Raw genomic sequence first — 21,124 nt, 5'->3', positions numbered from 1 at the left:
GGAGTGATCAGGGGTGGGAAAAGACAGCATCGTGATCAAGGGTGCGCGTGCGCATAATTTGAAAAATATAGATGTAACCATTCCAAGAGATCAATTTGTCGTATTAACAGGTTTGAGCGGTTCCGGCAAATCGTCCTTGGCATTTGACACGATTTATGCGGAGGGTCAACGCAGATATGTCGAGTCTCTGTCGGCTTATGCCAGGCAATTTTTAGGGCAGATGGACAAGCCGGATGTCGATTCCATTGAGGGGCTTTCCCCTGCGATCTCGATTGATCAAAAAACGACGAGCCGCAACCCGAGGTCTACCGTAGGGACTGTAACCGAAATTTATGATTACTTGCGACTGCTGTTCGCTCGCATTGGTCGTCCCCATTGTCCGATTCACGGACTGGAGATTACCTCGCAAACGGTTGAACAGATGGTGGACCGGATTATGGAATATCCGGAACGAACCAAACTGCAAATCCTCGCTCCGATTGTTTCCGGACGAAAAGGGGAACATGTGAAGCTGCTGGAGGATATACGCAAGCAAGGTTATGTGCGTGTGCGGGTGGATGGAACCATCATGGATTTGTCAGAAGACATTCAGCTGGAGAAGAACAAAAAGCACAGTATTGAGGTCGTAATCGACCGGATTGTGATCAAGGAAGACATTCATACTCGCCTGGCTGACTCCATCGAGACCGCGTTGCGCTTGGCAGAAGGGCGGATTCTAGTCGATATGATTGGAGATGAGGAGCTCGTATTCAGCTCCAGTCTTGCCTGTCCGGAATGTGGCTTCAGTATCGACGAACTGGCCCCGCGCATGTTTTCTTTCAATAGTCCATACGGGGCTTGTCCGGATTGTGACGGATTGGGACTGAAGATGATCGTCGATCCGGATCTGCTTGTGCCGAATCGAACCCTTTCAATTGAGAATGGCGCGTTCGAAGCTTGGGCAGGCAGCACGTCTAACTATTATCCGCAGTTTCTCAAATCGGTGTGCAAACATTATCAGATTTCCACTTCTGTTCCGGTCGAAACCTTGTCGGATGAAGAAATGAAAATTTTGCTCTACGGCACAGACGGAGAAAAGATCCGCTTTCGATACGAAAATGACTTCGGCGTGACCAAGGAAGCATTGGTTCCTTTTGAAGGCATCATCAACAACCTGGAACGAAGATACCGCGAGACGGTATCGAACGGGGTCCGGGATTTCATCGAAGGCTTTATGAGTGCCAGACCATGCAAGACGTGCAAAGGGCATCGATTGAAGCCGGAGAGCTTGGCTGTACTCGTGTCAGGTGAAAATATCTCGCATGTGACCGAGCTTTCGGTCGGCAGTGCCGTGCAGTTTTTTGAGAACATGCAGCTGACAGCCAAGGAGCAGACCATTGCCCAGTTGATCCTTAAGGAAATTCGTTCCAGACTGGGCTTCCTGTCCAATGTTGGACTCGGCTATCTGACCTTGAGCCGTTCCGCTGGAACGCTGTCCGGAGGCGAAGCGCAACGAATTCGGCTGGCGACACAGATTGGATCAAGTCTGATGGGTGTGCTGTATATATTGGATGAACCGAGTATCGGACTCCACCAGCGAGACAATGACCGCTTGATTCAAACCCTGGAACATATGCGGGATCTAGGCAATACACTGATTGTTGTCGAGCATGATGAGGATACGATGATGGCAGCCGATTACATCATTGATATCGGACCGGGTGCCGGAGTGCATGGCGGTCAGGTCGTGGCCCAGGGCACGCCGCAGGAGGTTATGGAACATCCTGATTCCCTGACGGGACAATATTTGTCGGGGCGCAAGTTTATCGCCATTCCGGAAAAACGCAGAGAAACCGGCGAGAAATGGATTGAAGTCATTGGCGCAAAAGAAAACAACCTGAACAATGTAAAAGCCAAGTTTCCGCTGCATGTGTTCACGTGTGTGACCGGCGTATCGGGTTCCGGCAAGAGTACACTGGTGAACGAGATATTATACAAGTCGCTCGCCAAGGAGTTACATCGCGCCAAGACACGACCGGGTGAACATAAAGAAATGAAGGGATTGGAACACATCGAGAAGGTTGTAGACATTGACCAATCGCCAATTGGTCGTACACCTCGTTCTAATCCGGCTACGTATACAGGCGTCTTTGACGATATCCGTGATGTGTTTGCGGGCGTGCCTGAAGCGAAAGTGAGAGGGTACAAGAAAGGCCGTTTCAGCTTCAATGTGAAAGGCGGACGCTGTGAAGCGTGCAAAGGGGACGGCATTATCAAGATCGAAATGCATTTCCTCCCAGACGTCTACGTTCCTTGTGAAATTTGCAAAGGGAAACGCTATAACCGAGAAACACTCGAGATCAAGTATAAAGGGCAAAACATTCATGATGTGCTCGATATGACGATTGAGCGAGCGACCGCCTTCTTTGCAAACATTCCTCGTATTCAGCGCAAACTACAAACCTTGATGGATGTGGGACTGGGCTATATGAATCTGGGCCAGCCCGCTACCACGCTGTCCGGTGGAGAAGCGCAGCGCGTGAAGCTGGCTGCAGAGCTGTATCGACGCAGTACCGGAAAAACCTTGTATATTCTCGATGAACCGACGACCGGACTGCATATCCATGATATTGACCGCCTTCTCAAAGTTCTTCACCGTCTGGTGGATTCGGGTGAATCCGTATTGGTGATCGAACATAACCTGGACGTGATCAAAACGGCGGACTATATTGTCGATCTCGGACCTGAAGGGGGAAGCGGCGGTGGAAAGATTATTGCAGCAGGAACCCCGGAGGAAGTGGTACAACAGGCGCATTCCTACACAGGTACCTATCTGAAGCCTGTACTGGAAAGAGATACGAAACGTACGCAAGAGGCCCTTGTACAGGTATAAGGTCAGCTATCTCCCTGCCCCGATTGGCAAGAAAGACAAGACAAGCATGACAGCAAGACAGCAGGACAAGCACGAAAAAGCTCCAGTATCTCGTCACGCAGACGGGATACTGGAGCTTTATTTTGTCTACACTCCTGAAGGAGTGAGAGGATTCAAGATTTAGTAATCAGGAGGCAAGCTGGGAAATCGCTTCATCCAGCTTTTCCTGGAACGCGGATACCCCGACGCGGTTGACAAAGCTGTGGAAGCTTTCATCCTGTTGACGCTGTTCCTTGTAGTATTGAATCAGTTGAGCAAGAACGGCTGCGATATCGTCGCCCTTCACTTTTCCTTTCAAACGGTCATTGAACTTTGCTCCTTCACCCAGTGTACCGCCTACAGCGATATCGAAGGCATCGACCATGCCGTCCTCTGTTTTAATCAATGCGCCCTGCAGTCCGATGTCTGCAATATGCTTTTGACCACATGAGTTCGGGCAGCCGACGAAATGAATGCGAACCGGCTCTTCCAGTTCAATGTGTTCATCCAGATATTGCGCGACGCGATTAGCGCGTTCTTTTGTTTCTACAATCGCCAGGTTGCAGAACTCGTTGCCCGTACAAGAGACTGTTCGGCTCATGAAGCGGTTCGGGTTCGGGGTAAGCCGTTCAAAGATGGACGCTTTCAGCATCGCGTCAATTTTGTCGGAAGGCACTCCTGGGATGATGATGTTTTGGGACATGGTGGTTCGAATGGTGCCATCGCCAAATTCATCTGCGATGCGAGCCAATTCTTCCAGTTCTTGCGCATCTAGGCGTCCGACCGGAATATTGAGTCCGACGTAGCTTAAACCATCCTGCTTTTGTGGATGTACGCCGTCGAAATAAGCGGCATTCCAACCCACTGTTTTATCCTCGCCGCTCGTCGGCATATCGCCGATTTGCTCGATTAGCTTTTCCTGGAATTTCTCTGGACCCCAGTCTGCGATCAGGAACTTGAGGCGAGCGCGATGACGCTTTTCACGGTAACCGTGATCACGGAAAATCGTGGTGACCCCAATGGCCACTTTCAGTACGTCTTCAGGACGCACGAACAGATCCAGCTTTTGAGCCAGATAAGGCTTGGCAGACAAACCGCCACCTACCCAAACATGGAACCCAATGACCTCTTGGCCATCCAGAACCTTGACAGCCGGGGTAAAGGCCAAATCGTTAATTTCCGCATGCGCGGTGTTGTAAATGTTGCCCGAGATGGACATTTTGTATTTCCGTGGCAGGTTGGAGAAGTCGCGATTCATCAAGAAAAAGTCATTCACTTCATTGACAATATCCGTAGTGTCAATCAGTTCGTCCTTATCAATGCCGGCCAGCGGGTTCCCGACAATTGTTCTCGGGCAATCTCCGCATGCCTCAAAGGAATATAGCCCAACCTGTTCTAGGCGATGGAAGATGTCCGGCAGGTTCTCCACCGTCAGCCAGTGAAACTGAATTGCCTGGCGCGTGGTCACGTCTACCAGATCTCGTCCGTAAGCATGGGCAATGCCGGCCAGGCCACGTGCCTGATCAGAGGTCATCACACCGGAGTTAATGCGCACCCGCATCATGAAGTGTCCGTCTTTAGGCTTTTGCTCGTATACGCCCGCCCACTTGAAGCGGTTCATGTCATCTGGCGTAATGGCATCGTACCCTTGATGAGAGTAGTCGTCGATAATCGTGCGGATAATATCCAGTCCGTCTTTTTCCAGCTTTTGTTTTTCTACGTCGTTGATTTTTTGTGTAGAAGTCCAGATTGCTTCATAAGCCATAACGTAATGCCTCCTATGATACGCTTTATTTAAAAATCCGATTAAATAGGTATGAATTATATTCATATGTTATCATAAAAGGACAGTAGCGTAAACGCACGAGTCAGATAAAACTTATCAAGGTTGTTTATAAAACTGCAAAAAGTTCATTATATTCCGCTCGTCAATGCGCTCACATCATTGAAATGGTGACAAAGTTGTTAACGTTGGAAAAAGCACTTGCATCTTGCACTTTGGCAGGCTAACATATATAGAAGCAGAACTTATGGTATTGGGAAAAAAGGAGGGTCCTCCATGTTTTTGGCGGAAGCAGCAGAGAAAGCTGAAACGGTCAGCAAGTTTCAATATTGGGATTTGTTTATGATAGCCTTTACAATTGTGATTGCCTGGGCGTTGGTTCGCACCTTGACCGCTCGTGAAAAAAATGTATTTGCGATTGGGTTCAGCCTGGTCTCACTTCTTGTATTTCTGTACGCGGATTATCTCATGGTCCTGAATTGGATGAACAGACTATAACGAATCATACGGCAAGTCATTCATGGAGGCTGTCCGATAAATCCTGTGGGTTCGATCACAGGGTGCGGGACAAGCCTCTTTTTCGTGTTTGCATGTCATTGGTCAGACTGTGTTTCAAGCCATCAGAAAAACAAAAAGGCTGATCCTCTATAAATCAGAGAATCAGCCTGAAGGGTGGTTATACCCACCACATTTCTGACAACGGCTCGCGGATCAGTACCTGCTGCAGGTTTTCCACGGCTTTGGTAAATCCTTCATCGACCGACATCAGGCCGTCTTCATGTTCAATGCTGACAACGTCATCATAGCCTACGAGACGGAGGGCACTGATGATATCTGCCCATGTCTTCATATCATGACCATAGCCGACGGTGCGGAACTGCCAGGCGCGATCCATCATTAACGTATAGGACTGCATGTCGGTTACCCCATGCTTGTGGACATTGACCGGATCAATAGCGGTATCCTTCGCATGGAAGTGATGGATGGCTCCTTCTCTTCCAAGAATCTGAATGGCTTGTACCGGATCTATGCCTTGCCACCACATGTGACTCGGATCGAGATTGGCGCCGATGGTTTCTCCTGCCGCCTCACGCAGTCGAAGCAGCGTGGCTGGTGTGTGGACAGAAAAACCGCCGTGGAGCTCCAGCCCGATTTTCACTTGACGCTCTTTTGCATACTGAGCAATTTCTGTCCAGTACGGGATGATTTTCTGTTCCCACTGCCAGTCCAGAATTTCCTGAAAGTCGTTTGGCCACGGTGCTACAGGCCAGTTCGGATATTTGGCATCCTCATGATCTCCCGGACAGCCGGAGAAAGTGTTGACGACTGGGATGCCCAGCTTGGATGCCAGGTCAATGGTCTCGATCATGTTGTCGTGAAATTCCTTGGCAATTTGTTTTTGAGGATGAAGGGGATTGCCGTGACAGCTTAGTGCAGATATGATCAGTCCGCGATCGTCCACTGCTTTTTTGAATGCTTCCCGCTTCGCACTGTCTTGCAGCAGCTCGCTTGGGTTGCAGTGGGCATTGCCAGGATAGCTTCCACATCCAATTTCAATCGCATCCAGGCCTTTGGAAGCGATATAATCGAGCGCTTCTTCGAATGGTTTTTGAGAGAATAGAACGGAAAATACGCCTAATTTCATAACTTGCCACCTCCAGGTGAAGTAAGGGTTTTCAATATCCCCATTATAGCATTTACAATTTTAGGCTTGTAATTCAGAAAACTGTTCAATCCTTATGCGATTTTGGTCACGGGTGAGAACAGGATTCCCGGCAGCTTGGGAGCCTGCCCTTTCTTTCCTTTGACCGACCTCGTGAGAATAGCTACAATATATAGAGCATCACAAATGAATGCAGTACGGAGGAATGATATGCATAATAGACACATCCAACGGACAGACATCGAGCTGCTGGCTCCTGCAGGAGACTGGGATTGTCTGAAGGCGGCAGTTGCGAATGGAGCGAATGCCGTATTTTTTGGCGTGGATAAATTTAATGCGAGAGTACGGGCACAGAACTTCACGGCTGAGGAATTGCCTGAAGTGATGGCTTTCTTGCACGGGTATGGTGTAAAAGGGTTTGTCACATTTAATATATTGGTATTTGAAAATGAACTGGAGAATGCTAAACGCCTCGTGGAAGCCTGCATCGAGGCGGGCGTGGATGCGCTCATTGTACAGGATCTCGGACTGGTCAAACTCATTCGCGAGATTTCTCCCGATTTCCCCATTCACGGTTCGACGCAGATGACGATTACTTCACCGGAAGCGGTGGAGTTCACGAAGCCGTTTGGCATCGAGCGAGTCGTACTGGGAAGGGAAAATAATATTCGACATATTAAACAGATCGGGGATGAAGCCAAGCTGCCGATGGAAGTTTTTGTGCATGGCGCCCTCTGCGTCTCCTATTCTGGTCAGTGTCTGACCTCCGAAATGTGGGGAGGCAGATCGGCCAACCGGGGTGAGTGCGCGCAAGCGTGCAGGCTGCCTTATGATCTCATGGTCGATGGGGTGCAGAAACCAATGGGCGATGTCACCTACCTGTTGTCCCCAAAAGACCTTGCAGCGCTGGAGATGGTTCCGGAACTGATCGAGTCAGGTGTCACCTCGTTTAAAATTGAAGGAAGATTGAAAACACCCGAATACGTAGCGAATGTTGTGAGCAAATACCGCAAGGCCATTGATCGCTATTTTGATGGACAGGACGATAGGCCGACTATTGAGGAAATGCGGGAGCTGCAACAAAGCTTCTCTCGGGGCTTCACCTATGGATTTCTGAAAGGGACCAATCATAAACAGCTTGTAGAAGGAACCTTTCCAAAAAGCAGAGGCGTATTCTTGGGGTATGTAAAAGAAATCAGGAAAGATGCCGTCATGTGTTTGCTCGAAGCGCCACTGAAGCGGGGAGACGGGATTGTATTTGATGCCGGAGATCCGACTCAGCCTGAAGAAGGAGGTCGCGTGTATGACCTTCGTCAGCAGGGCCAGAAAACAGAAGGTGAAGTCGAAGCGGCTGAATGGGTAGAAATCGTAATGGGGCGCAAGGATGTAGATCTGGACAAGATCCACGTTGGCGACCGCATCTGGAAAACAAACGATCCGCAATTGGACAAGCGACTTAGAGCCTCGTATGAGCACGAGAAACCGTACCGGACTTTTCCGTTATTCGTCTCGGTCTCGGGTGAAGTGGATCAGCCACTTCAAACCTGGTGGACTGACTTGGAGACAGGCATGACCATTCAGGTGCAGTCAGAGTCTCCGCTGCAACAGGCAGAGAAGCGACCACTGACCGAAGAACTGCTCCGTGAGCAGCTCGGCCGAACAGGTGGAACGCGTTATTACATCGAGATGCTGGAAGCCTCGTTGACCGGTGAAGTGATGCTGCCGATACGCGAGCTGAACCAGCTTCGACGTCAGGCCATCGATCAACTGGAAATAGAGCGGGTGACCCCTCCGGCATATATTCACCGATCCGTGGATGTCTATGAGGATGCGGCGGAAAAATCCACAACTCAGGCAGCCGTTCAGCAGTCGGAACTGACCGTGCTGTGTCGAACGCTGGAACAGGTGGAGGCGGCTGTGGCGACCTCGGTAGATTTTATATATGCCGATTTTGAATTCATTAAGCAGTTTCCCGCTGCAGTGGAATGTGTACGCAGGGCAGGCAAGAAGATTGCCCTAGTCACTTCGCGTATTCATATGCCAGGAGAGACAGGTTACTTTAACAATATTTTGCGTCTGAAGCCGGATGCTGTACTCGTACGGAATACAGGCGCGCTTTACTACCTCATGAGGAGGAGACTGGAACATCCCGGGGAGGAAATGCCGCAATTGATCGGCGATTTTTCCTTGAATGTGTCCAATCATAAAGCAGTCAATTTGTTCCTGGAATCGGGTCTCGACTATGTGACTCCTTCCTATGACCTGAATATTCAACAGATGATGGATTTGCTGGAGCGGTCTCGCAATGACAGGTTGGAAATCGTCATTCATCAGCATCTGCCGATGTTCCACACGGAGCATTGCGTGTATTGCACGTTCCTGAGCGAAGGGACAGACTACACGAACTGTGGCAGACCGTGTGAGGCACATCGGGTTTCTCTGCAAGACCGAATCGGTATGAGCCATCCCGTGCGAGTGGATGAAGGTTGTCGCAATACCGTCTATAATGCGATAGAGCAATCTGGCGCAGAGTATTTGCAACAATTTCAACAGCTTGGTGTAAACCGTTACCGGATTGAGTTTCTCGAGGAAAGTGGCGACAAGGTAAAAGAAGTGGTGGATCTGTACGAAAGGGCCATGCGAGGCGACATTACTGGTACGCATGTATGGCGTTCCCTGAAAGCAACGAACCAACTGGGTGTGACACGGGGCCAACTGGTCAAGTAAAGTAAACGGGTCACGTCCCTTGTCTTCAAACGTGAAGAATGAGCTTAAGCTGATTCTGAGTCTGTCAGAGACCAGAGTCAGCTTTTTTTTATTGCTTGAATGAGAGCAAGCAGAAGGGGATATGCAAGTTAGAAGAATAGAATGATAGAAAATAAAGAAACAGAGAAAGATAAAAATAGAGTAGAAATAGAAGAGATTGAAGGTGCTGATCTTGAGGAAATGAAACAAGATTCACCCAAAAAATAGAGCTAGTAATAACTCATAACTCTGCTATAATAGGATCGTTATAGAAAAAAATAGATATTTGGGAGGAATGATGATTCCGATGAAAGTGTGGCGTCGATTAACAGCCGTTCTATGCCTGACTGCACTACTATTTACGACGGCAATAGGGGGACATGCATCAGCTGTATCAGAATATGAGAAGGGTCTATCTCTCATTCCTGATCAAGCATGGGGTCATAAAGTCAATGCTTTGGCATCCAAGCCTCGTTATATGGAAGGAAGGATCGCCAGAGGGATTGCGTATGAAGACAAGATTATGTCCTACATAGAAGATCATCCTTCCGTCTTCGGATTTGATCAACCAAGAGAGCATCTGAAGCTGCAAAAAAAAGTGAAAGATGATGAAGGACGTACTCATTATACCTATCAACAGCAATGGAATGGGATTCCCTTTCACGGGAAATACTTGACCGTACATACGAACCTGCAACAAGAGATATATGCGATTCAAAACACGACCGAACCGATGCTGGCTCGACTGCCACTTGCTCGTGACGCCTCTCTACCGGATATGGTAGCGGTAGAAGCGCTGAAGCAGCAGATTGAAGCCGAGCAGCAGATCACCATCGAAGAAATGGAAGATAGCAGATTTTACGAGGAAAAGGCCTCGTTGCTCTATTATTTGGCAGACCAGGAGTATCGACTGGTCTATGAGATCGAGGTGCGATATGTTCAGCCTGAACCAGGGAGATACATGGGATATGTAGATGCGCTTACAGGTGAAGTGGTCGCTTTGATCAATATGCTTCATACGCTTGAACTGAAGCCGGAACAGCAAACCGTTCAGCCTTGGAGAGACGGTGAGATATCCGTATATGAAGATGTCTATGGAGATCTGGATGCCGCACATCCAGGGCACTATTACTTGCTAGATACGGGAAAACCCATGTTTCAACAGAGTGGAGGAACCATACGCACACTGAATGCCGCTCTCATAGACGGGGAGCTTTTTGACGGTTCTCTGGTCACGACGGCAGAAGAATATCTGGCCCGTTTTCATGACGTGCTTCCCGTTTCGTTTGATGGAACGGTCACAGAAGCGGTCTATGAGTCGATGGACAATTATGCCTATACGTCTCTGGTCTATGATTATTTCTATGAATCATTCGGTAGAGACAGCTTTGACGATAGAGGCCATCCGGTATATTCCATCGTGAACTTTGCGTATGCGCCAGACAATGCTTTTTGGGATGGAGCGATGCTCTATTACGGGATTGGCTCAGGCGTAGACGAGGGAGGATTTGATTGCTTGGGTTGCGCCCTTGATGTTGTGGCTCACGAATATGCCCATGGCGTCACGGAATTTACGGCGGGATTAATCTATTATGGACAATCCGGCGCGCTCAATGAATCAATTTCCGATATTTTTGCAGCGGTGATAGAAGGAGATTGGGAGATCGGGGAAGACACGGGGCGGATCATCCGAAGCATGGAGAACCCCATTCAGTATGGTCAGCCGATGCACATGAGTGAATATGTTGATATGCTGGAGGACAATGGCGGCGTTCATGTTAACAGCGGGATACCGAACTATGCTGCTTATCAGATGGCCACGAAACTGGACCAGCTATCCATTGCAGGTGTCGATGGAAGAGACATCCTTTCAGATGTTACCTATGGCGCGCTGGTCAACTATTTAGTGCCAACCTCCAATTTTTATGATGCCCGTCAAGCGTATCTATGGGCTATCGAAGATTTGACAGACGATATGCGGGAAGAGAGTCAGATTACGGCCTTGGAACAACAGCAGATGATCCAGGCGGTGAATGACGCCTGGTCCGAAGCAGGCATCACCTATGATCTGTCGATTCACAGCTTTGGATTTGAAGAATTGCTGGGTGATGATTTTATGTCTGTGACGACTATTGACGAAGAGAATATCATTATCGTCAACGTCAAGAACGGCACGGATTTAACTCAGCTGACTCCGATCATTGAAGTGGATGAGGATCATGGTGTTCAGGTAGAAGCTGTAGGTACAGAAGATTTCACCGCAGAAATGCAGTACCGGGTCTATGCAGAGGATGAGGAAAGAATATGGCGAGTGTACGTATGGCCAACCGCTCAACTGACAAAAAATCGGGATACATTTGTGGAATCCGACAGCGATGACGGTTCCTTTGAACAAAGTATTGAAGTGGAAGTCATGTATGATACCTTTATCGGAGAGATTGGGGAAGACCTGCTTCCGTATCATGTATTTCCTGTGTCGCTTCCGGAAGGTCTGACACTGGAAATACAGAAGACAAGTGAGACAACAGTCGAGATGAATCTCAAAGGCAATGCTGTTCATCATGATAATGAGGCTGACCAGTTCATCATCCTCATGTATTGGCATTACTTCCTCGAGGAAAGTTCGGATGCATATGTGACGCCGACGGGGATAGAGTTCGATCCGCCGCAGTTGACCATTCAATCGAATTCTCTGGCTGAATCAGCGAATGCCCCGGGTCAAATAACGGGGAGTGTCACCTATGAACTGTCCGGCGGCAACTTCACCCCATTCATTGAGATTTATCTGAGTGATGTACCCGAAGGGCTGAACGGTTATGTGGACATCGACTTCATGGCTCAAACCTTCACGCTGACCTTTGATGGGACTGCGGTACAGCATCGTACAGCGGATCGCATAACCATCCATCCGCTTCTTGCAGCCTTCTCAGTGTCAGACACCATTGGACCTGTCTATGGCGAGAGCTTTATTCTGCCCTTTACGGACGCTGCTCCAGCAGGAGGGGGGAGCGGAGGTGGAGGCTTCCCGGGTGGAATAATCATGGTCCCACCTATTGAGCCAGACACTAGCAAGCCCAAAGTCACAGACGGGAAGTTGAAGATGGATATCACGGAAGAAGACCTCGAGGAGCAGATTCAGGACGAGCAGACGACTGAGATCGTGATTAAAGTGGAAGCAGAAAACGATGAGGCGTATGATAGCTTGAGTGTGGATTTGCCGTCCAGTCTTTTCAACACCGGAAAAAAAGTGCTGATTCGATCGGACTTTGGTACGCTGCAATTTCCAGCGAAGCCATTTGATGAGGGACTAAAATCCCGTCATCTGACGGTATCCATTAACCAGGTACAGCCCAATCAGATGACGTTGACAGGACCGGTGATGAAAATGGCTTCTCAGGCGCTTGACTATCAGGTGCTTGATGGAGAGCGGGAAATCACGACTTTTGAAGAGCCGGTTGTCCTGCAGATGAACGTATTGGACAAAGGATTCAGACAGGCACATCGACTGGCTGCCTATTACTACAATGAAAGCAGTAAGGCATGGGAATACATGGGCGGTACTTTTTCGAACGGCATACTGACGTTTGAAACCGATCATTTTTCCACCTATGCGGTAATGGAATATGCAACCCCGTTTCAGGATATTTCGAAGCACTGGGCACAGGAAGAGATTGAACGGCTAGCTATGCAACAAATTGTGGCTGGCAAAACCAAGGACTCATTTGCTCCGGATCAAACAGTCACCCGTGCAGAATTCGCGGCGCTTCTGTCCCGAGCTCTGGCCCTGCCGGCCGGCACGGGATATCCATTTGAGGATGTAACGGAAGACAAGTGGTATGCAAGTGCCGTGGCGAACGTACATCAGGCGGGTATCGTACAGGGGATCAGCGAGAAGCAGTTTGCTCCGAATCGCGAGATTACGCGACAGGAGATGGCGGTTATGCTGGTCAAGGCGTATACATTTGTCAAAGGAATAGAAGAGAATGAGATCGTCACGGATCAGGCAGATACATCCTTGTTTCTCGATGAGGATACGACATCTCCATGGGCGAGTGATTATGTGCGCATGGTAGAAGAGCTTGGTTTAATGAAGGGCGATCAGGATGGATTCTTTTTGCCGAAAAAAGGAGCCACACGGGCTGAAACCGTGTCTGTTATTGCCCGCTTGATGAAATTGTAAGACCGATCTATCCATGAACCCCATACATCCCGCTCCGAATCGTGGAGCGGGATTTTTTCATCTTTTGATCTTTTCAGCTTGTGAATTTGCCTAGCCAGTTCCTAACCCTATTGCTGGCATGGGAGTGCATAAATTTGCCAAACCAGAAGCAAGATAGACAAGGTACACCTCACGATTGCAAGAAACGCAAGGATGTCATTGATCAAAGAAAGGGGTTTGTAACCATGTATACGTCTTCCATGCCATCGGCATATACGCAGCAGACTTTACAAGGTGGGGGCATGTCATCTTCCCAAGGGCTGACGACAAAAGAAGTGGCCTACCTGACCGACTGCATGAAGAATGAGGAAATGCTGATGAAAACCAGTATGTTTGCGGCACAGCATTGCCAGCAGGGACAGCTGTCTCAATTGTTTGGCCAATTTGCGCATGACAGCTTTAATGATTATCTGGATATGCTCGGTATGATTCAGCAAAAAGCCAGTCAAACAGGCAGCTCTGTGCAATAATACGAGAAGAAAAGGAGGCGTGATCCCCATGAATTCAATGGGACAGTCTTATACGATGCAGACGAGTGGTGCCATGAATCCGCAAGCTTTTCAGTTAACGGAGAAGGACATGGCTTTTCAGATTCTGAATGAATTGAAACGAATGGCACGTGAATTTACAACGGCATGCCTGGAGGCCAGTTGTCAGCAGGTGAGGCAGCTATTTGAACAAAAGCTCAGTCGTACCTTGTCCATGCAAAATCAACTGTACCAGACGATGGAGCAAATCGGATTTTATAGTCCGCCACAATCGATGGATGCACAGCAATTACAGCAAAAATCGGCTCAACTGAGTGAAACAGGGTTTAAACTACAGGGGCAGCTGCATGATCATCTGCATGCGGGGACTTCCCAACAGGCCCGACCACTGTCAGCCCCAATAGGCGGGAATGCGCCGTCGTACCAGCAGCCACAAGGGTATGGTCAGCCTGCCACCTATGCGGCCCAGCAGCAAGGGGGAGGTCAGATGCAGCCCCGTCCGAACTACGGCAGCAATTACTCGATGCCGTCTTCCGCTGGCAGAATGTCCGAGAGCCAGTCGATTCAGATGTCGATGCAAAATGAACAGCCAGAGCTTGCCGCGCAGATGCCTCCTGTTCAAACCTCTTCATCGGCCTATTCCAATGGAGGCAGCATGAACCCGGCTGCATCTCAGCACACTGGCATGAGCAGTGCCGCCAACTATCAGGCGGGAGCGGTTGGCAACATGAAGACCAAGACATCTGGAGAACTAGATCCGGACAACATGGATCATTATTTTTCCTGAGTCTGCGATGTGGTTGGTTTTCCATACTGGTTCAGTCATCTGTTTACGACAAAATGTCCCTCATCATGGATCATGATGCAGGGATGTTTTTTTATTTTTCAGGTGATTCCGCAATCAGGTCAGCGGGCATTGACACCCATTCCCCAGTTCTCTAGACTGAAAACAAAGGGAGTCAGACAAGTGAAAGCGGGGGGCCCCATGCGCAGAGAAGAATACAGGAATTGGCGTCATTTATTTAAGCTGGACCCGGATAAATTGATTAATGATGAGCATCTCGACCGAATATGCTTGTCCGGAACCGATGCCATCATGATCGGGGGAAGCAGCGGCGTTACATTTGAGAATACCGTGGAACTACTGTCCAGAGTACGAAGGTACTCCCTTCCCTGTGTGATGGAGATATCCAACATGGACAGCATCGTTCCGGGTTTCGATTTATACTTTATTCCCGTTGTATTGAACAGCAGGCAGCCAGACTGGATCGTTGGCATGCATCAACAGGCTGTGAAGACATTCGGACACCGCATTCCCTGGGAAATGATTGTACCTGAAGGATATTGTATTTTAAATCCGGATTGCGAAGCGGCTCGGTTGACAGACAGCCAAACGGATCTTGACCAGTCGGATGTAAGTGCGTATGCTAAATTAGGGGAACAAATGTTCCAAATGCCTGTTATTTATCTAGAATACAGTGGTTCATTTGGAGATATGGAACTGGTTCATGAGGTGGCACAGCATTTGAACCACGCCCGGTTGTTTTACGGTGGCGGCATCGTGGACGTGCACACCGCGACGGAGGCTGCTGCAGCGGCCGATACCATTATTGTAGGGAATATTGTTTACGAGAATCTGGAGGCAGCGCTTCAAACCGTACAAGTGAAGACGGAATGATGGGCATAGCAGGCAATCCAGAAGCATCTCATTTAAAATAAGCGATAGAAAGGTTCGAACTATGATGCAAGGAGCAACAGATATTTTTCAATCCATTGAAAAATTGAATAAGGAGCAACGCCGGGCCGTAGAGACAACCGATGGCCCCTTGCTAATTATGGCAGGAGCGGGTAGCGGGAAAACGAGAGTGCTCACGCATCGTATCGCTTACCTCATCGCCACACGAAAAGCCGCGCCATGGAGCATTCTAGCGATTACCTTTACCAATAAGGCTGCTCGTGAAATGCAAGATCGTGTGGCCAGTTTGGTCGGACCGACCGGTCAGGATATCTGGGTATCTACGTTTCATTCCATGTGCGTCCGGATCTTAAGGCGGGATATCGAACGAATCGGGTATACATCCAACTTCACGATACTCGATATGACCGATCAGCTGTCTGTCATCAAGAGTTGTCTGAAGGAGCTGAACCTCGATGCCAAGAAATTTGAGCCGCGGGGGCTGCTTGCGGTCATCAGCGGTGCCAAAAACGAACTGATCACACCTGCTCGTTATGAAGAAAAGGCGGGAGACTATTACCAGACGGTCGTCGCGAGAGTCTATAAGCTGTATCAGCAGAAGCTAAAGAGCAATAATTCACTTGATTTTGATGACTTGATTATGAAAACCATCGATTTATTCCAGTCTGAGCCGGAAGTGCTCAAGTTTTATCAGCATAAATTTTTATATGTGCATGTGGATGAGTATCAGGATACCAACCGTGCGCAATACTTGTTAACACAAATGATTGCAGACCAGCATCACAACCTGTGTGTGGTGGGGGACAGTGACCAGTCCATTTACAAATGGCGAGGAGCCGACATCACGAACATCCTGAACTTCGAACGGGATTATCCGGGCGCCAGCGTGATTTTGTTGGAGCAGAATTATCGGTCTACAGCGACCATATTGGATGCGGCCAATGCTGTCATTGCGAACAATGCTGGACGCAAGGCGAAAAATCTATGGACTGATCAGGGAGCAGGCAACAAGATCCGCATCTTCTCCGCCAGCTCTGAACACGAAGAAGGCTATTTTATCGCCAATAAAATCAGTACCCATGTTCAGCAAGGTCGCGCTTATCGGGATCATGCGATTTTGTACCGAACCAATGCGCAATCCCGTGTCATTGAGGAAGTATTGATTAAATCGGATGTTCCTTATCAGATTGTGGGCGGAACCAAGTTCTATGACCGCATGGAAATCAAGGATGTCCTCGCTTATCTCAGACTCATTTCCAACCCGGATGATGATATCAGCTTTCAGCGTATCGTCAATGTTCCTAAACGAGGAATCGGGGCGACTACGGTAGATAAACTTACAGCCATTGCTGCAGAGAGAGGACAGTCTATCTTCTCTATTCTGGATGATTTAATGTTTACCGATTTAAGCGGCAGAGCGGTGACCGCCTTGCAGAAATTCAAGGAAACGATGGATCATTTAAGCGCAATGGTCGAATACTTGTCTGTCACCGAGCTGACAGAAAAAATGCTGGAGATGACGGAATATCGGGAACCATTCAAGCAGGAAAACACCCTGGAATCAAAGGGTCGGCTGGAGAATATTGATGAATTCCTGTCGGTCACCATGGAGTTTGAGAACCGCAATGATGACAAGTCCCTGGTTGCCTTTCTCACAGACCTTGCTCTCATCGCAGATATTGATACGATGAATGACAAGGAAGAGGAAGGAGCGGTGCATGATGCGGTAACCCTCATGACCCTTCATAGCGCCAAAGGTCTGGAGTTTCCGGTGGTCTTCCTGCCAGGTTGTGAGGAGAGCATCTTCCCGCATATGAGAGCCCTTGATAATGAAGAGGAGCTGGAGGAAGAGCGAAGATTGGCTTATGTCGGGATTACACGGGCAGAGAAGGAATTGTTTATGTCCCATGCTTACAGTCGCACCCTTTTTGGCCGTGCCGCTCAAAATATGCCATCCCGCTTTCTCGATGAGATCCCTGATGAATTGAAGGAGAGGGAAGGAGCCTTCGGCACGCGCTCTGGTTCACTGGGCCGAGGAGGATATGGCTCCAGTTCCAGCTTTGGTTCCAGAACAGGTCAGGCAGCCGCCTCCTCATTTGGTTCGTCACGCTCTTCTGGCACAGCCGCTGGCGGGAAATCGACGGTTTCCTTTTCCACAGGCTACGCGGCCAGTTCAGGCAGTTCAGATGATTTCAATGTTGGAGACAAGGTCGCCCATAAAAAATGGGGCATTGGGGTTGTGGCTTCGGTCAAGGGCACCGGGGATGATACAGAACTGCAAATTGCGTTTCCTGCGCCGGTAGGAATCAAGCGCTTGCTGGCCAAGTTCGCGCCGATCGAGAAAGCCTAATTTAGGCTGGGCTGCGAATGAATCGCACAACGATGAGCAAGAAGTGATGACATGTGCAAGGTGCTGAAAGGAAGGGAAAACGTTGACCGATCAATTAGAATCCATGAAAAAGCTGGTGGAAGAGCTCAATCTTCATAATTACTATTACTACACACTGGATCAGCCTGTTGTCTCAGATGCCGAGTATGACAAATTGTACGATGCATTGCGGAAAATGGAACAGGAGACCGGTATGGTTTTGCCTGATTCTCCTACCGGTCGGGTAGGAGGAGAAACGCTGAAAGGCTTCGAGGAGCATACGCATTTGTCGAGGCTGTGGAGTCTGGACAAAGCGCAAAATCATGGAAGCCTGGATGCCTGGTATACAAGAGTTCAGAAGCGGATTCAGGAATACAATCGTCAGCATCCCGAGCAGCCATTGCCCGAACCTTCCTTTGTCTTGGAATTAAAATTTGATGGATTGACCCTGAACTTAACCTATGAGAAGGGCAAACTGGTTCAGGCCGCTACGCGAGGAAACGGCGTGACCGGAGAGGGGATTCTCTCCCAGGTCAAAACCATACGAACCATTCCGATGACCATCCCTTATCGGGAAGGTACAATTGAGGTACAGGGTGAAGGCATGATGTTTCTGTCTGTGCTGGAGGCATACAACCAGACGGCGGCTGAACCATTGAAAAATGCTAGAAATGCTGCGGCAGGTGCCCTGCGCAATTTAAATCCACAGGTGACGGCTTCTCGCAAGCTGGATGCTTTCTTTTACCATGTCGGTTACACGGACAAACCTTTGTTTGAGAACCATGAGGAAATGAGGGATTTCCTGCAGCGCAACCATTTCAAGGTCAATGCACATACGCAATTTATGGACGATCTGGCGCAGGTGAAGGAAGCGCTCGTTGACATAGAAGCCAAGCGGCATGAATTCGACTACTTAATCGATGGGGCAGTCATTAAACTGGCAGATATGCGTACCCGAGAGGTGCTCGGATATACGGAGAAATTTCCGCGCTGGGCGATAGCCTACAAATTTGAGGCTGAGGAAGCCACGACGATTTTGCAGCATGTATCATGGGAAGTTGGACGCACAGGCAAGGTCACGCCTGTTGCAACCGTGGAAGCCGTGGATATTGGTGGTGTCACTGTGCAGCGCTGCACGCTTAATAATTATGGAGACATTGAGCGCAAGCAATTGAAACATGCGCTGGGAAGTCTCGTGTTTATCCGTCGCTCCAATGACGTTATTCCGGAGATACTGGGCAAGGTGACGGAGGATCAGGACGGTGAGGAAATTATCTTGCCGAAAGAATGTCCTTCCTGTCACTCTGAGCTTGTGGAACGCGGTGCTCATTATTTCTGTGAGAACACCCTGGGATGCAAGCCGCAAATCATTGGCAGGCTGTCTCACTTTTCTTCCCGAGATGCCATGGATATTGAAACGTTCAGCATTAAAACAGCTACTCAGCTCCATGAAGCGTTGGGAGTGAATGATCCGGCAGACTTGTACGATCTTACGTTGGATTCGCTCTTGCAACTTGAACGATTTGGACAGAAAAAAGCACAAAACCTGCTGGATGCATTAGAGAAAAGTAAATCCAAAGACCTCGCATCCTTCCTGTTTGCGCTCGGTATACCCAACACCGGCAAGACGACAACCAAAGTGCTTGCCCATCATTTTGGCTCGTTGGATGCGGTGCTGGCCGCTACCCGGGACGAATTGATCGCCATACACGATATTGGAGACATTGTAGCTGACAGCATTGTGACCTTTTTTCAGGATGAACGTATTCTCCAGAGCATTATGCGAATGAGAGATTGCGGGGTACAGGCGAAATGGGAACAGGATACGGCTACAGTGGCAGTGACATCCGATTCACCGTTCTTTGAGAAGACCGTTGTCTTGACAGGAACCCTGACGAAAATGACGCGAGATGAAGCGAAAGAGCGGCTGGAAGCGGCGGGCGCGAAAGTGACAGGCAGCGTATCCAAGAAAACCGATTTTCTTATAGCGGGGGAGAAGGCGGGCAGCAAGCTCGACAAGGCAAAGAGTCTGGGTATTCATGTAATAGAAGATGAAGATGAGTTTATTGCCATGCTTGACCTGCATGAATGAGCCACGCTGACTGATCTGATGATAATGAAGACATCCCAATTGGACAGTCAGGAACTGAACGGTATACTTATAGTAGCCAGATAGCCAGATAGCCAGATAGCCAGATAGCCAGATAGCCAGATAGCCAGATAGCCAGATAGCCAGATAGCCAGATAGCCAGATAGCCAGATAGCCAGATAGCCAGATAGCCAGATAGCCAGGTAGTCAGGTCAGATCAACGGGCCTGGCTTTTTTTGATCGCCAGTCATCTAGAACTCACTTTTATGGTAAGTGAGTTCTTCTTCCCGTTTACAATCCTGCTAAACGGAAAATTGGGGAATTTAAATATGGAAAAAAATTCATTTGCTATCCATCCGATAATTTGATACATTATTACTCGCCGCTTCAAACGGCTTGTCTATCGAACACCCCACAATCGAGTTCATCTCCGTATAGAGTGAATTGGAAACTGGAAAAAGATGAACTTGTCTGAACGGAGCGAACGTGGTAGGATGTAATCCTGCCTCAGCAAGCGTCATAAATCTTCTGGACTCAGCGCCATGTGCGAGAGACCGGATGAAAAAAGCACTTGCAAAAGCGCAAGCGATTGTGATATATTAAAAAGCGTCGCTGAAAATGACAGCGACATGGATAAGTTCTTCTTCACTCTTTACCAAGTCATCACCGAGTGAAAAAAGACTTGCCAAACAAAAACGGATGTGTTATGATACTTCTCGCTGCTAACCACGCAGCTAATGAGAAACGCATCACACAAACGAAACATCTTGTCCTTTGAAAACTGAACAGCGAGCGAAATTGTCCAAATTTCAAAATAAGGTTTCATTGTCCTTTCCATGATGGATTGGACGGGAACCCCCGGAATGAAAATTCCAACCAGCAACAAAATGAGCAAGCCAAACTTTTTACCTTTATTGGAGAGTTTGATCCTGGCTCAGGACGAACGCTGGCGGCGTGCCTAATACATGCAAGTCGAGCGGAGTATAAGAAGTGCTTGCACTTCTTATACTTAGCGGCGAACGGGTGAGTAACACGTAGGCAACCTGCCTGCAAGACAGGGATAACTAGCGGAAACGTTAGCTAATACCGGATGGTCCAGAAAATCGCATGATTTTCTGGGGAAAGAGGGTTTCGGCTCTCACTTGCAGATGGGCCTGCGGCGCATTAGCTAGTTGGTAAGGTA

11 protein-coding genes and 1 rRNA gene are annotated in these 21,124 nt (G+C 48.7%); 10 read left to right on the top strand and 2 right to left on the bottom strand.

The genetic code is table 11. From position 1 onward, the window contains the following. Positions 1-13: 13 nt before the first annotated feature. Positions 14-2,872, top strand: a complete 2,859-nt coding sequence (gene uvrA, locus ACFSUC_RS09985; protein WP_379929405.1) for an excinuclease ABC subunit UvrA — start codon at positions 14-16, stop codon at positions 2,870-2,872. A 166-nt stretch (positions 2,873-3,038) separates the two neighbouring features. Here the strand turns inward: uvrA and ACFSUC_RS09980 are convergent, their stop codons facing one another. Beyond that, the gene (locus ACFSUC_RS09980) at positions 3,039-4,655 is read right to left on the bottom strand and encodes a nitrite/sulfite reductase (RefSeq protein ID WP_379929404.1); all 1,617 of its coding nucleotides are present in this window, start codon (positions 4,653-4,655) and stop codon (positions 3,039-3,041) included. A 294-nt stretch (positions 4,656-4,949) separates the two neighbouring features. Between ACFSUC_RS09980 and ACFSUC_RS09975 the strand changes: the two genes are divergently transcribed. Further along, positions 4,950-5,171 (top strand): DUF2759 family protein, encoded by a 222-nt coding sequence (locus ACFSUC_RS09975; protein WP_379929403.1) that lies wholly within the window; start codon positions 4,950-4,952, stop codon positions 5,169-5,171. Positions 5,172-5,349: 178 nt separating this feature from the next. Here ACFSUC_RS09975 and ACFSUC_RS09970 read toward each other — a convergent pair whose 3' ends face one another. Continuing rightward, positions 5,350-6,318: a sugar phosphate isomerase/epimerase family protein gene (locus ACFSUC_RS09970; protein ID WP_379929402.1), complete on the bottom strand. Its 969-nt coding sequence runs from the start codon at positions 6,316-6,318 to the stop codon at positions 5,350-5,352. A 228-nt stretch (positions 6,319-6,546) separates the two neighbouring features. Between ACFSUC_RS09970 and ACFSUC_RS09965 the strand changes: the two genes are divergently transcribed. The 8 genes from ACFSUC_RS09965 to ACFSUC_RS09930 all read left to right on the top strand — a co-directional run. Next, complete coding sequence (locus ACFSUC_RS09965; RefSeq protein ID WP_379929401.1) at positions 6,547-9,063, top strand: U32 family peptidase; 2,517 nt, start codon at positions 6,547-6,549, stop codon at positions 9,061-9,063. 325 nt (positions 9,064-9,388) lie between these two features. Then, positions 9,389-13,261 (top strand): S-layer homology domain-containing protein, encoded by a 3,873-nt coding sequence (locus tag ACFSUC_RS09960; protein ID WP_379929400.1) that lies wholly within the window; start codon positions 9,389-9,391, stop codon positions 13,259-13,261. 134 nt (positions 13,262-13,395) lie between these two features. Continuing rightward, on the top strand, positions 13,396-13,770 hold the full coding sequence (locus ACFSUC_RS09955) for a hypothetical protein (protein ID WP_379929399.1): 375 nt from the start codon (positions 13,396-13,398) through the stop codon (positions 13,768-13,770). Positions 13,771-13,798: 28 nt separating this feature from the next. After that, positions 13,799-14,575 (top strand): spore coat protein, encoded by a 777-nt coding sequence (locus tag ACFSUC_RS09950; protein WP_379929398.1) that lies wholly within the window; start codon positions 13,799-13,801, stop codon positions 14,573-14,575. 198 nt (positions 14,576-14,773) lie between these two features. Further along, positions 14,774-15,466 (top strand): heptaprenylglyceryl phosphate synthase, encoded by a 693-nt coding sequence (locus tag ACFSUC_RS09945; RefSeq protein WP_379929620.1) that lies wholly within the window; start codon positions 14,774-14,776, stop codon positions 15,464-15,466. Between the two features lie 61 nt (positions 15,467-15,527). Further along, positions 15,528-17,834: a DNA helicase PcrA gene (pcrA, locus tag ACFSUC_RS09940; protein WP_379929397.1), complete on the top strand. Its 2,307-nt coding sequence runs from the start codon at positions 15,528-15,530 to the stop codon at positions 17,832-17,834. A 103-nt stretch (positions 17,835-17,937) separates the two neighbouring features. After that, the gene (gene ligA, locus ACFSUC_RS09935) at positions 17,938-19,944 is read left to right on the top strand and encodes an NAD-dependent DNA ligase LigA (RefSeq protein WP_379929619.1); all 2,007 of its coding nucleotides are present in this window, start codon (positions 17,938-17,940) and stop codon (positions 19,942-19,944) included. Positions 19,945-20,852: 908 nt separating this feature from the next. Then, positions 20,853-21,124 (top strand): 16S ribosomal RNA (locus tag ACFSUC_RS09930); the annotation flags it as partial.

The sequence above is a fragment of the Marinicrinis sediminis genome (assembly GCF_042685085.1).
In the GTDB taxonomy this organism is placed as follows: domain Bacteria; phylum Bacillota; class Bacilli; order Paenibacillales; family KCTC-33676; genus Marinicrinis; species Marinicrinis sediminis.
Note: the sequence above shows the minus strand (reverse complement) of the source record. Positions and strands in the feature narration are given on the sequence as shown.

Excerpts from the sequence above, each read along its gene's own strand:
- ACFSUC_RS09965 (WP_379929401.1), top strand. The coding sequence starts at position 6,547 with ATGCATAATAGACACATCCAACGGACAGACATCGAGCTGCTGGCTCCT.
- ligA (WP_379929619.1), top strand. The coding sequence starts at position 17,938 with ATGAAAAAGCTGGTGGAAGAGCTCAATCTTCATAATTACTATTACTAC.
- ACFSUC_RS09975 (WP_379929403.1), top strand. The coding sequence starts at position 4,950 with ATGTTTTTGGCGGAAGCAGCAGAGAAAGCTGAAACGGTCAGCAAGTTT.
- ACFSUC_RS09980 (WP_379929404.1), bottom strand. The coding sequence starts at position 4,655 with ATGGCTTATGAAGCAATCTGGACTTCTACACAAAAAATCAACGACGTA.
- pcrA (WP_379929397.1), top strand. The coding sequence starts at position 15,528 with ATGATGCAAGGAGCAACAGATATTTTTCAATCCATTGAAAAATTGAAT.
- ACFSUC_RS09970 (WP_379929402.1), bottom strand. The coding sequence starts at position 6,318 with ATGAAATTAGGCGTATTTTCCGTTCTATTCTCTCAAAAACCATTCGAA.
- ACFSUC_RS09960 (WP_379929400.1), top strand. The coding sequence starts at position 9,389 with ATGAAAGTGTGGCGTCGATTAACAGCCGTTCTATGCCTGACTGCACTA.
- ACFSUC_RS09945 (WP_379929620.1), top strand. The coding sequence starts at position 14,774 with ATGCGCAGAGAAGAATACAGGAATTGGCGTCATTTATTTAAGCTGGAC.
- ACFSUC_RS09950 (WP_379929398.1), top strand. The coding sequence starts at position 13,799 with ATGAATTCAATGGGACAGTCTTATACGATGCAGACGAGTGGTGCCATG.